Annotated in this window: 10 protein-coding genes and 1 pseudogene; 5 read left to right on the forward strand and 6 right to left on the reverse strand. The window is 64.6% G+C overall.

The window, feature by feature from the left end:
• Nucleotides 1-4036: filamentous haemagglutinin family protein (locus ACSFBC_RS09350; RefSeq protein ID WP_435510059.1), on the forward strand; the 4036-nt coding region annotated here is incomplete at its 5' end.
• A gap of 181 nt (nt 4037-4217) precedes the next feature.
• Here ACSFBC_RS09350 and ACSFBC_RS09355 read toward each other — a convergent pair.
• The 3 genes from ACSFBC_RS09355 to ACSFBC_RS09365 all read right to left on the reverse strand — a co-directional run bounded on the left by ACSFBC_RS09355 (nt 4218) and on the right by ACSFBC_RS09365 (nt 7423).
• Nucleotides 4218-4928, reverse strand: coding sequence for a hypothetical protein (locus tag ACSFBC_RS09355; protein WP_435510060.1), 711 nt, complete (start codon nt 4926-4928; stop codon nt 4218-4220).
• Between the two features lie 465 nt (nt 4929-5393).
• Nucleotides 5394-6761, reverse strand: coding sequence for a sensor histidine kinase (locus ACSFBC_RS09360; protein ID WP_435510061.1), 1368 nt, complete (start codon nt 6759-6761; stop codon nt 5394-5396).
• Nucleotides 6758-7423, reverse strand: coding sequence for a response regulator transcription factor (locus ACSFBC_RS09365; protein ID WP_435510062.1), 666 nt, complete (start codon nt 7421-7423; stop codon nt 6758-6760). Before ACSFBC_RS09365 ends, ACSFBC_RS09360 begins: the two co-directional genes overlap by 4 nt.
• A 578-nt stretch (nt 7424-8001) precedes the next feature.
• On the opposite strand from ACSFBC_RS09365, the pseudogene ACSFBC_RS09370 reads away from it, so the two are divergent.
• Nucleotides 8002-8436: pseudogene (locus ACSFBC_RS09370) on the forward strand (MlaA family lipoprotein); the annotation flags it as partial.
• A gap of 11 nt (nt 8437-8447) precedes the next feature.
• Complete coding sequence (locus ACSFBC_RS09375) at nt 8448-9263, forward strand: MipA/OmpV family protein (RefSeq protein ID WP_435510063.1); 816 nt, start codon at nt 8448-8450, stop codon at nt 9261-9263.
• Between the two features lie 159 nt (nt 9264-9422).
• On the opposite strand, the gene ACSFBC_RS09380 is transcribed toward ACSFBC_RS09375, so the two are convergent.
• Entirely contained in the window at nt 9423-9635 is a 213-nt protein-coding gene (locus tag ACSFBC_RS09380; protein WP_435510064.1) for a hypothetical protein, read from the reverse strand.
• A gap of 224 nt (nt 9636-9859) precedes the next feature.
• Between ACSFBC_RS09380 and ACSFBC_RS09385 the strand changes: the two genes are divergently transcribed.
• Nucleotides 9860-10114 (forward strand): hypothetical protein, encoded by a 255-nt coding sequence (locus ACSFBC_RS09385; protein ID WP_435510065.1) that lies wholly within the window; start codon nt 9860-9862, stop codon nt 10112-10114.
• Between the two features lie 67 nt (nt 10115-10181).
• Complete coding sequence (locus ACSFBC_RS09390) at nt 10182-10685, forward strand: arsenate reductase ArsC (protein WP_435510066.1); 504 nt, start codon at nt 10182-10184, stop codon at nt 10683-10685.
• Between the two features lie 347 nt (nt 10686-11032).
• Here ACSFBC_RS09390 and ACSFBC_RS09395 read toward each other — a convergent pair whose 3' ends face one another.
• Both ACSFBC_RS09395 and ACSFBC_RS09400 read right to left on the reverse strand, forming a co-directional pair.
• Nucleotides 11033-12205, reverse strand: coding sequence for an MFS transporter (locus ACSFBC_RS09395; RefSeq protein ID WP_435510067.1), 1173 nt, complete (start codon nt 12203-12205; stop codon nt 11033-11035).
• Nucleotides 12206-12226: 21 nt separating this feature from the next.
• Nucleotides 12227-13126: a LysR substrate-binding domain-containing protein gene (locus ACSFBC_RS09400; protein ID WP_435510068.1), complete on the reverse strand. Its 900-nt coding sequence runs from the start codon at nt 13124-13126 to the stop codon at nt 12227-12229.
• Nucleotides 13127-13136 lie beyond the last annotated feature (10 nt).

Genomic DNA, 13136 nt, shown 5'->3' on the forward strand with positions numbered 1-13136 from the left:
CATCGTGCTGGCGGACGGCACCGCCTTCGAGGGGGGCACGGCCCTCAACTTCGATCTGCCGATCCAGCCGCACACCTTCAGCGCGGGTTCGGTGATCCCCGTGTCCAGCGAACTGGCGGCGGCGATGCAGTTGCCGGGCGGCACGGTGCTGTCGGCCAACGTGCGCGATGCCTCGGGCCAGGTCATTCACGCGGCCGGCAGCATCGTCGGCGAGAACGTGACGCTGCCCCAGGGCACACGCTTCGACGCCGGCACGCGCCTGCCGGCCAATGCCATGCTGGCTGCACTGACCTGGCCCAAGGGCGTCGTCTTGGCCGGCGGGCGCTACCTGATGAACGGCGACACCCCCTTGCCGGTGGGCGCGCTGCTGCCCTCGGCCACCGACATCAAGCTGCCCGGTGGCGCGAAGTCGGTCGAGCTGCGCCCCGCAGGGGAGGGGCGGCTGTGGGCTGTGGCCCCCATGTTGCCGGAAGGCTCGCAATCGTGGTCGCTGCAGCTGGCGGCCGGTGCCGACCTCGGTGCTGCCGACCCGCGCACCCTGCAACAGCAGCCGGCAGCAGGCAACCTGCGCATGGCCGACAGCCACTACGGCCTGTTCGGCAAGGCGTTGCCCGGTGGCTGGGTCTGGTCCGAAGAAGGTTCGCTGGATTTCTTTGGCGATCTGAGCGTGGTCGGCCAGCCCATTGATCTCGACGCCATCGGCTGGCCGACCATGTGCGAAGACGCTCCCGGCCATTGCGTCGCCCACGGCGTGGAGTACGAATACCTTCCCGGCAGCACCCGCTTCAGCGTGCTGCGTACCGGCGCCGCGGATCTCGACCTGCGCGCCGCCGGCAATCTGGGCATGAATTCGCTGTTCGGCGTCTACACGGCGGGTGCGTCGTCGCAGGCGACGCAGCCTGGCGATCCGTACAACCTGCCGCGCTCCCTGGGTGGCACGGACACCGTGTTGGCCGACCGCAGCCAAGCCTACGAGAAATTCGTGAATGGCGGGGCCGACAGCCTGGCGCGCGCGTGGTACCCGGCCGGTGGCGGCAATCTGACGCTCGCAGCCGGCGGCAACCTGACCGGCGACCTGATGGAGCCCATCACCTCCTCCGGCGTGGGTCGTCCCAATTCGTACGACACGGGCGTGAGCAATGCCGACACCGCCAACTGGCTGTGGCGCCAGGGCAGTGGCAGCACGCTTGGCGCGGGCAGCGACCAGCCCACGGCCTGGTGGATCAACTTCGGCAGCTACGCGACGCGCGGCGTCACCGACACGCTGGCCGGCTTCACCGGCTACGGCACGCTGGGTGGTGGCGACCTGCGCGTGGATGTGGGCGGCGACGCGGGCATCGTGTCGAGTCGCGGCGCGGCCGTGCGTACCGGCGTGGACAACCTGCGCAGCAACGGTCTGGTGCTGGCCGTGGGCGGCACCGGCCGCGTGCTGGCCGATGGCAGCCTGGCGCTCACCGGCGGCGGCGACCTGAGCCTGCGCATCGGCGGCGCGCTCAACCCCTTCGCACTCGATCCGATGGACACCATCTCGACCAACGCGGTGCGCAATGGCGCCATCGTCAACCTGCGCGGCGACGTGCAGTTGCAGGCCGGTGCCCTGGGCACCCAGTCGCTGGGCTATGCGCAATCCACAGGCGGGCAGTCCGTGCGTGAAGCACGGGCCGTCGATCCGTTCGCGGCCAACCGGGTCGCGGCGCAGGGCGGCATCGTCCTCGTGCCGGGCGATGCCAGCTACAACGTGAACACGCGTGGCGACCTGGTCGTGATGGGGGCCAACGACGCGGGCCGCGCCGAGGTGCAGAACACCACGCCCTTCATCGTCGGCACGGCCAAAGGCAGCGGCGAAAGCTGGTTCACGCTGTGGACGCCGAACACCGCCATCCGCCTGTTCTCGGCCGGCGGCGACCTGACGCCGCAGATGGCCAATATCGGCGTTCCCGCGACCGACATGGCATACGTCTACCCGTCGATCCTGAGCGCGGTCGCGGCCAGCGGCAGCCTCTACTATGGCAGCGCGGCGACGGCGCGCTCGACGGAGGCGGGCGCCGGCGCGCTGGTGCTGGCGCCGTCGGCCAACAGCCAACTGGAATTTCTCGCCAGCGATTCGATCTACGGCGGTGGTTTTGCCGTCAGCCCGTCGGGTGCCGCCGAGGGTGCAATGGCCACGCCTTTCCGCCCGGCCTTCCAGGGCGTGCTGGCGAACGGCACGGCGGTGAGCAACCTGTCGCTCGCCGGTAACCGCGTCCTGACCGGACGCCCGCTGTTCGCGCTGGGCGCCAACACCGTGTCGGCGGGCAGCGAGCACGGCAGCGAACCCGTGCGCTTCTATGCGGTGAACGGCGACCTGGTGGGCGTGGCCACGGGCCGCATCAACGCATTCCAGTCCAACGACCCGACGCGCGCCGGCCAGACCTACTACGAGGCTGGGCAGCCGGTGTGGATGATGGCCGGGCGCGACATCGTCGGCAGCGGCACGCCCATCGGCCAAGCCGTGCGTACGGGTGGCGCTTTCGATACCGCCTATGAAACCTCGGGCAACCTGTTCGCGCACAGCGATGCGACCGACGTGTCGATGGTCTCGGCCGGGCGCGACATCATCTACAGCAACTTCAGCGTCGTCGGCCCCGGCACGCTGGAGGTCAGCGCGGGCCGCCACATCCAGATGGAAGACCGCGCGGGTGTGGCCAGCCTGGGCCCGGTGGTGCCGGGCGACAGCCGGCCCGGCGCGAGCATCGCGATGCTGGCCGGCGTGGGCGCGAACGGCCCCGATTACAGCGGCCTCCTGGCACGCTATCTCGATGCCGGCAACCGTGCCCAGGCCGGCCTGCCGCTGGCCGACCAACCGGGCAAGGTCGTCAAGACCTATGAAGCCGAGCTGCTCGCGTGGCTGGTCGACCAGGACAACGGCCATGGCTTCCAGGGCACGCCGGTCGAGGCACGGGCCTTCTTCGATGCGCTGCCGGCCGAACAGCAGCGCATCTTTGCGCGGCAGGTCTACTTCGCCGAGCTGCAGGCCGGCGGGCGCGAGTACAACGATGCGGACGGCGCGCGCTTCGGCAGCTACCTGCGCGGGCGCAACGTCATCGCGGCGCTGTTCCTCGAAAGCGCCGCGGATGGCAAACTGATCGACTACCGCGGCGACATCACGATGTTCCGCGGCATGCGCACGAATGTTGTCGATGGCATCAGCAACACCTTTGCGCGCAGCGGCTTTGTGCGCACGCTGTTCGGCGGCGACATTCAACTGCTCACGCCGGGCGGCCGCCAGGTCTACGGCATCGAGGGCGAGGCGCCGCCCGCCGATTCGGGCGTGCTGACCCAGGGCGCGGGCGACATCGCGATCTATTCGCTGGGAAGCATCCTGCTCGGCCAGAGCCGGATCATGACCACCTTCGGTGGCTCGATCATGGGCTGGTCGGCCGAAGGCGACATCAACGCGGGTCGAGGCTCCAAGACCACCGTGGTCTACACGCCGCCCAAGCGCGTGTATGACCAGTGGGGCAACGTGACGCTGTCGTCGGAGGTGCCGAGCACCGGCGCGGGCATCGCGACGCTGGCGCCGATCCCGGAAGTGCCGGCCGGTGACATCGACCTGATCGCGCCGTTGGGCACCATCGACGCAGGGGAGGCGGGTATCCGCGTCTCGGGCAACGTGAACCTCGCGGCTTTGCAGGTCGTGAACGCGGCCAACATCCAGGTCAAGGGCCAGTCGGTGGGCATCCCCACGATCGCGGCGGTGAACGTGGGCGCGCTGAGCAACGCCAGCGCTGCCGCCGCGCAGGCCGCGGGCGCGGCGCAGGAGGTGCTGCAGCGCGAACGCGTGGCGGCGCGCCAGAGCCTGCCGTCGGTGTTCACCGTGCGCGTGCTGGGCTTCGGCAATGAGCCTGTGCCTGAGGCGCCCCGTGAAGAAAGGGCGGGGATGCGGCCCGTCGGCTACGACGCGCGCAGTGCGATCCAGGTGTTGGGCGACGGTGCGTTGAGCGATGCACAGAAAGCGGTGTTGACGCCTGCCGAGCGGCGCAATTGGCGGCCCTGAGAGAAGCACGGGCGCTTGACGTATCGCGCATCCGTGTCGGCGAGTCTCTCGAGCTTTTATCTTCGACCGAAGCGCAGCGAGGTTTCCGCCGCCGTCGCACCAGCCCGCACCTGGTCGCGGCGCTGGCGCACCGATGCCTGTTCGGTGTCATCGAGCTCACCAAGCCCGGTGCGTACGCCGCTCAGCTGAAGTCCAGCATGAGCAGCACGCTGCTCGATGACGGGTCGTAGAACAGCAGAAGCTTGTCGGCGCCGTGGTCTCGATAGAGGTAGCCGGTCAAGATGCCCACGAGGCGGTACGGTTGCCCTTGCTCGTTCAACGGATGAACGAAGGTGTCGCCGTCGATGGTCTCTTCCAGTCCCATCAGCCGATGCGGCTTGCGTCCCCACCTGATCACATCAGCCTCGGATCGGAGTGCATTCGACCAATTGCCTGCGGTAGCGCGGCCTCCGAGCTGGTTCACCCAGTAAGAATCGCGAAAACCCTTGGTCATCCGCCCGTCTTCATGCCAGGCGCGTCGGTGCTCCATGTAGCTTCTGTTGATCACGTCGTACCAGTGCTCCGCCTCCGTGTCGCCTCGCTCGCGGTTGATCTCGAAATAGCGCCAGTCTCCGGCGAATCGATACTTCGAATCCTCCCGCACGAACTTGATCCACGCTTCGCCGCAATGGGGGCCGTAATAGGCAAGGCCTCCCTCACCCAGCGCACCGTCGTAAGGCTCGATGGGAAGAACGAAGTGGAACTGCCCTGTCCACGCGGGGTCGATCTGTGCGGCGGGCACCGTGAGCAAAGGATGGAACACCTTGACGTGCTCGTCCAACGCCGTCGCGAAAACGTCGACGGGATCGGGGTAGGGCGCGAATCCTGGCGGGGCGGCGAAATCTTGAGTCATTCCGGTCCAATCTGTGGTCAATGGTGGCTTATCTGGACTAGACGTTTGGCGACGAGGTGGTCCGCAACTCTTTTGGAGGTTGAGGCGGATTTGGTGCGGCAAATTTTGCATCCACACTCGGTGAAAAACGCCTTAATCGCCATGTGTTGGCGCATCTCTGGCGCGATGGCGGGTTATCGGCCTGCCAAGGTGTTCAGCACAAAGTCAGCACGTTCCTCGACACCGACTTTGGGCAGTAGCGACACCTCATACCCCAGCGACGGATAGGCGAGCTGCAGCCGGTACTCCGCTTGCGCGCCGTCGGTCCCCGATCGAAGAACACCCACGTACCGCTATCCGGTGGTGCATTGCTCCATATGCGAACAAGACGAGGGCTATCGACGAAGATGCACACCGGGCCTCTTGTAGAGGCTGGTTCTTGAGGCGATTGCGGTGGCCGTCTTCGCGCAGTTGAAATCGTGAACGCTAGGCGGCGCCGACCGAAGCCGAGAAAAGGATCCGAACGCTGAAGCCGCGACCGTCCAGTCCTTCGCCGGTTTGGATGACGGCGCGATGGAGATCGACAATGCTCGATACCAGCGACAGCCCGATTCCGCTGCCCCTCGAGCCGGTCCCGACTACCCGATGAAACCGTTGGAAGATGGCTTCGCGCTCAGCTTCTGGAACACCCGGCCCATCGTCCGCCACTTCCAGGAATATCTGCTTCAGGCCGCCTTCCGAAGTAGTGCCGCAGGCGATGCGGATGCGGGCACCTACGGGCGTGTGCCGCAGGCTGTTGTCTACCAGATTGCGCAGCAGGATGCCGATCTCGTCGATGTCGCAGTCGATCCAGCCGGATTCAATCGCCAGAAAGATAGAGCGGTCCTGCTGCTTTGCATGGACCTCGAATTCGCGTGCGACATACAGAACGAGTTCGCTCAGGTCGACGGGCACATGGTGCCTTGCGATCGCTCCGGCGTTGAGCCGTGCGAGATCGAGCATCTGTTCCGACAAGCGAACGCTGCGCTCCACCACGAGCATCAGCTTGGCCAGCGCCGCATTTTTCTCGGCGGCCGTGGTTGCCTGGATCGCGACCTGTGCCTGCGCCTGTAGCGCCGACAGCGGCGTGCGCAGCTCATGCGCCGCATCGCCGATGAAGCGCCGCTCCCCTTCGACCGCTTTGTCGAGCTGGTCGAGCAGATGATTGAACGACGCGATCAGCGGTCTCAGCTCCGACGGAAGGTCTGCCATCGGCACAGGCGTGAGGTCAAATTTTTCGCGCTCGCGAAGAGTCGCCTGCATCGCCGTCACCGGCTTGAGCGAGCGTCGAACCGCAAACCACATCAGCCCCCCCACCAGAGCTAGCAGCACAGTGTTGAGGGCCAATGCGATCAACGCCTTGGACTGCAGGTCGCCGTCAACGACACGTTGCAGGTTCCCCACCTGCACATAAATGCGGCCGGTGCTGTCCGAAACGGAATAAACGCGCCAGCGCTCTCCGTCAATGACCGTGGTGGCAATGCCCTCCGCGAAGTCCGGCCGCAGCGGTGTCGCCGGTGCGCCCGGCGTGCCGACCGAAAGCCTGCTGCGGTCGACCCAGATTTGAAACACAAGCTGTTCGCTCTTTGGCAGTGCATCCGAGCGAAGCTTCAGGCCTTCAACCCGTGCTTTTGGAAGATCTGACCGTGACGGGATGGCGAGCAGCACCCGGGTAGCGATCGACTCGAGCTTGTCGTCCCAGATGCTGGTCTGGTTGTACTGCACGTAAGTGAACAGTACGACGAGCGCCACTGCCCAGCACAGCGCGATGGTCGCGCCGAGCACGACGAGCATCCGCCTCTGCAGCGACTTCATATCTGGGCCTGTCCGATCACGTAGCCATGACCGTGGACGGTACGGATGAGATCCTCGCCGAGCTTGCGGCGTAGCTGGTGGATGAAGACGGCGATGGTGTTGCTTTCAATGGTACTGGCCGTGCCGTAGACCACATCCTGCAAATGATCCCGCGTGACAACGTGGCCCGGACGCTCAAGAAGCGCCAGAAGCGTACGGTATTCGTGCGCACTCAAAGGCACCTCGACACCACCGCGTGTGACCACACGCTTGCCGCGATCGAGCTTGATATCGCCATGGGTGAAGACAGGAATCACACGCCCTTGGCTGCGTCGGATCACCGCTCGAACGCGCGCCCACAGTTCATCGAACTGGAACGGCTTCACCAGGTAGTCATCCGCTCCAGCATCGAGCCCAAGAATGCGCTCACTCAACTGGCCGCGCGCGGTGAGCATGAGTACCGGCGTTGGGTCGTAGCGGCTACGCAGCGAGCGCAGCACGGTCAAGCCCGACTCGCCGGGCAAACCTATGTCGAGAAGGACCGCGGAATAGGCGTGGTCGACCAGCGCAAGCCTGGCACCTGCAGCGTCACCGACGTGATCGATCGTCCAGGCACTCTGACGTGCGCCGTCGCAGATCGCCTCGGCGAGCATGGTGTCGTCTTCAACCAGGAGGAGATGCATTGGTGCGGCGTCGCTGTTGTCGGTGTGGAATGACGGTAGGAGCGATCTTGCCGGTGTGCGATTAATTTCTTGTTAAGACCTTCGGATCCATTCGGAAGTATGCGTGCTCCACGTCTTCCTGAGGCCGGGTTTATTTCAAATCGCCGCGACCATGATTCAAACGATTAATCAAATCCTAAAACGCCTAAAGAGTTGTTAAAGGCCACGGATCAGCATCCAGTTCTGCCAACGAAGGACATGTCGTCCGAGCTTGCATCGAACTGGAGCTGCCGTGCCCGTCCGCCTCGAATATTCCCTCATCGCGATTCATCTGACGCTTCTTCTCGCGTCGTGCACCAGCATCCCCATGAGCACAACCCCGGGCACAACCCCGGAGTCGCGCTTTTCGCAGACGAGCTGCGGCGAGTTCGATGCCGAAGCGGCGCTGGCCGGCGAGAGCAAGCGCGTTGCGATGCAGGCGCGAAGTGATTCCTGGCACGTGGCGCTGTCGATCCTCGTTGTGGCCAGGTACATCAACGCGAACTCGTCGCTGTCGCAAACCGAGGCTGAATCTCGTGCTATAGGGCCGCCCGGTCGATGGGTTGTCGGATGCCGCGCGCGTGGCCACCGATACCACCGTGGGCGTGCTCGGCATCTTCGACGTGGCGCCGCCGCTCGGCCTGCCGCGCCATGCCGAGGACTTCGGGCAGACGTTCGGGCACTGGGGCTTCGACTCCGGCGCCTACGTGGTCTGGCCGCTGCTCGGTCCATCGTCGGTGCGCGAATCAGTCACCGTGCCAGTGGACTTCGTCACCTCGCCGACCCTGGGCGTCGCCGCCATGCCGCTGCAGTTCGTCCATACACGCTCCACCTTGCTACCAGTGACTTCGATGCTCGATGACATCGCGCTGGACCGCTACCCCTTCGTGCGCGACGCCTATCTGCAGCGCCGACAGAACCTCGCGAACAACGGTGACTCCCCGCCAGACACAGAGGCGGCCTCCGCTGCCGAACCAGATTCTTTTCAACCCTGAGGACTTCAAAGATGAATGAAACCCGTACCCCTGTCAGCGACCGTGCCCGCACGCGTGGACGCGCCCTGCTTATAGGAACCGCGCTCGGCGCCATGATGGCACCCGCTGCCTGGGCCCAACCGACCTTCGGAGCTACTGACGATTGGAGCGACGGTCGATCGCAGTGGGGTTTGGGCGTCGGCTTGGGCTTCGAGCGCAAACCCTACCGCGAGTTCGACGACAAGGCACAAGGCATCCCGCTGATTTTGTACGAGAACAAATACGTCAATCTCGTGGGCCCAACCCTGGACGTGAAGTTGCCCTCCGCGGGCCCGGTCTCATTCCGGCTGCGCGCACGCTACGTGGACGAGGGTTACAAATCCGACGATTCTCCCTTCCTCGCCGGCATGGATGAGCGCAAGGCCAGCTTCTGGCTCGGTGGGGCGGCGACATGGCGCAACGACTTCGGGAACCTGTCCGCTGAATTCCTGGCCGACGGCTCTGGCAACAGCAAGGGAACCAAATTCAAGTTGCAGCTGGATCGCCGCCTCAAGTCCGGCGCCTTCGACATCACGCCTCGCATTGCCGCGAACTGGATGGACAAAAAGTACGTCAATTACTACTACGGCGTGAGTTCCACCGAAGTGACGGCCGACCGAGCCTTCTACGAAGGCCGGTCCGCTGTAAATTTCGAGCTCGGGGTGCGCGTGGGGTATGACATCGCACCAAAGCAAAACGTGTTCGTCGACTTGAGCGCCACCACGCTGGGCAGTGGCATCAAGAACAGTCCGCTGGTCGACCGGTCAAGCTCGGCGACCGTGCGCGTCGGCTACGTGTACCGGTTCTGACAATGGCGCCCGCATCGTTTGGTCACAGGCCAATACTGACCGCCTACGCGCTGCTGCAGGCGCTTCTCCTGACCCAGCCGGCCTGGGGCGTTGGATCGAGGAGATGACCCGCCAGCAGGTTGCGGACTGGCATGGCATGCCGCTGCGCGGTGGCGTGCGTCACCCCACGGGCAGGCGCGAGGCGAGATACGCGTCGAGGGTTGATCGGGCGTGTTCGCAGGCCCGCGTCAAGGCCGCCGTAGGCGACTCACAGATCGGGCCCGCGCCGCTGACGCCGTCGTCCCCGGTCGCGAAGCTTCCCACCCATGCGGCGCCGCGCGGCTCGACCTGGACGTCGACGCGGTACTGGCGATGCATGAACGTGTGTCGCATGGATGTGGGCGCCTTGCAGGAGGCGTGGTCTTCGTGTCTGCCATGACCGACCGAACTGTGGGGACTCGTTCCGTGGAAACCCTAGGATGAAAGAATGACATCCGTCATCTGCTTGTGTCGCACCCCAGGCCCCGAGAAGCGATCGCGGGTGTAGATTTGAACTTTAGTTCAAGACATAGGTGTGACGCTGGCGTGGGTTCTTTCTTCCACTGGAGAAATCAGAAATGAATGCGATCAAGCAAGTGCGCCGGCTCATCGAAGCCGATCCCTCGACCGAAGTGGCCCAGACCCTGTCGAAACTCGTCCTCGCACTGGAGTCGGAGACGCCCTTCGATCTGTCCAGCCTCTATCGGCTCGACCTCCAGTCCTTCGACCTCGCGACCGCCATATTGGCCCAGTGGCGGATCGATCGCTACTACGCCGGCAAGGCCAAGCTTTTCGATCTGTCCTACCAAGTGGAGCGCATGTCCTTGTCGTGAGCGGTTGTCACGACACGGTCATCCGGCTTGGAGGAAATGGCGGGTCATCAAACGTTTCGAGGACCGCATGCAAGCCGATCGCCCGACCCGAGTTCTGTTCATCTGCAACGACGATGCCGTTCGTGGCGTGATGGCCGCCGCCTTGCTCAACGAACTGGGCAAGGGCCGTTTCCAGGCCTATTCGGCGGGGAGTCGACCGAGTCCGGATGGCCGGCCCGATGCCCGAACCGTCCAGACCCTCGAGGACGCCGGCATGCAGACCGCTGGTCTGCGCAGCAAAGCATGGGACGAGTTCGCGACAGACGACGCGCCCCCGATGGACTTGATCGTCACCGTGTGCGACGAGACCGCAGGCGAGACCTGCCCCATCTGGCCGGGCCGTCCCGCGACGGCCCTGTGGTCCTATCCCGATCCGCGAGGCGCAATGCTTCAGGAAGACCCGCACGCATTCGTTCATGTGCTGCATGCCATCCGCCGGCACGTGGAACTGCTCGTCAACCTGCCGGCCGACCGTATCCACCGACTCGTCCTCCAGGCCGAGGCCCGTCGGATCGGCATCGACACCGTGTGATTCCGAAAAAGCTCGCCATGCGCCCAATCGTTGGGGCACGAGAACCCTCCTGTGAACCGTGTTCGCGAAAGGCTGGTTTCCGAGCGATGTCCGGATAGAACGACCAGAGGTTGTTGCGTCGTGGCATTTCGCCTTTAGGCGCGGTTGTCGTGGAACAAGCGAGCCCAGCAGATCAACGCGCAGCATTTGGGAGAGCTTCAAGCTCAGCGACCCCACCTCCGCCCAGTACACCAGCGATGAGTTCCAGCAATTGCTGAGGAGCCAGAACATCATCTGCAGCATGAGCCACTGCGGGGAATGCTGGGACGACGCGGGTATGGAACGCCATCAAGCCTGGGATCAAACACCTAGTTCATGGGTGGACCCGTCATTCCTGCGGCGATGCCAAGTGCCCCCATCAGCAAAGACAGCGCCAGAAGCAGCCCTCCGAGCTCGGCGACGCCGGCGAAGGCGCCGACGAGCAAACCCGCCACCGGTTGAGCGAGGTTGTTCAGCAACACGATCACGCCGGTAGTCTTGCCGTAGTCCCCTACCGGAATGATCTGTTGTCTGCCGACCCGGATGTAGATGCTGAACATCTTGTCAAAGCCGATGACGGCGACAAAGCCGATCGCATACGCCACATGATGAGCGCTGACCGCCATCAGCATGCCGCCGCAGAAGATCAGGAGATAGGAAATCAGCCCCATCTTCCTCAAACCGAGCGAGCCACGAACGATCCCCAGGAGAATGACGATGGTGGCGACCGCGCCGAAGGTCTGCAGTCCGGCGTAGTACGTCGCGGAGCGCTGGTAGAGGCCGGTGACCAGCGCGGCAGAAGACGCCAGTGTGGCCCCGACGATCAGGTTCACTCCGATGGCCAGGACGACCAGCTGCTTTAGGCCCGGTAGGCGCAGCACATGGCCCAGCGCCGTGTTCAGCGGCCGCATGAAATTCCCTGGTTGCGGTTGCGGTTCGTGCAATTGCACAGGGTTGTTGCGCCGCCAGAATGCGGTGGCGCCATCGGCCAGCAAAAACAGCGCGGCGGCGACTCCCACCGCCGCCTGCCACGGCCAGTGGGCAAAAAGAAGCGCCGCCAGCAAGGGACCCAGCACCATGCCCGCCTGGTCCGCGGTTTGTGCGTAGATCAGGACCTTGTCGAACCCGCGGCCATCGGCGATCTGGGGCAGCATGACCTCTCTCGCCATCATTCCTTGGGTCGTCAGCACGCCGCAGACCGCCGATAGTGCCACCAGCCACCCGATGCCGCCGAGCCACTCGTTGCCCAGAACACCCAGCGCGCAGACCAGCGCACGAACCACTTGGCTCGCGCGGAGCAACTTGAGTGGGGACACCCTGTCGCACAGGGCGCCACAAACGGGGAACGACAGGAACCTCGGGAAAGTCTCGGCCGCGAACGCATAGCCCGACCAAGCCACGTCCTGGGTGACCTGGAACACGACGAGCGGCACCAGGAACAGCAGGATCTGATCCGCCAGCTTGGAAACAAAAAGGGAAAGAAGAAAGGCTTGGAACTTCATCGCGCCAATGGGTGATCGCTCTCAGGGCGTAAGCGCATCGAAATGGGCACGCAGACGCTCGACGAATGCACCGGTAAGGCTCGATCGCGCGACATGCGGAGCGTACGCCATATGGGTCTTGACCGTGATTCCGGGCACAAAAGGCGCCATGTGCACCAGGCCGGAGAACAACGACGCCGCGTAGGTACTGACCACGCCGACGCCGACGTCGGCGGCCGCCAGAGTGCAGATGGTCGCGGAGTAGCTGGTTTCGACGATCGATGGCGGTGTCACTCCATGCCGATCCAGCGCCTGCTGCAGCATCTGATGTTGCGCGTCATCCGAGTGGTGAGTCAGCAGCGGGTAAGCCGCCAGGTCACGTACGTGCACGCTGCTCTTTCCCGACAGCGGATGCTGCTTGTGCATGACGCAGACCGAGCGGTCCTGATGCACCAGGATCGGGTCGAGCCCCGTGGCACGAATATCGCTGGTCGAAAGCGCCAGGTCATACAGGCCGTTGAGTAGACCGTCGCGCATCAAGTGCGTACCGATGGTGTGGAGGGTGATGCGTACACGGGGAAAGTCCTGTTTGAAGATGCGGATGACGGCGGGCATGACCGCCAGGCCCAGCACGGGTGTGCAGGCGACACGCAGGAGTCCAACTCCCGAGTGTTTCAGCGAGGCGATGGTCTGTTCGATCTTTTCCAGGCCCAGGTAGTGGCGTTGAACGGCTCCGAAGAGTTCCTTGGCCTCGGCGGTGGCGAGCAACCGGCCGCGCTGGATCTCGAAGAGCTTGACGCCGCTTGAGGATTGAAATTGCGCCAGCAGTCGGCTGATGCCGGGTTGCGTTGTGTGTAGGAGCTGCGCAGCGGCGGTGGTCGTGCCGCTGAGCATGACAGCTCGGAAGGCCTCGATCTGGCGGGCGTTGAGGGGACGGGTCATGGCGACTGGG

This window comes from Variovorax frigidus (assembly GCF_051216515.1).
GTDB lineage: Bacteria > Pseudomonadota > Gammaproteobacteria > Burkholderiales > Burkholderiaceae_C > Variovorax.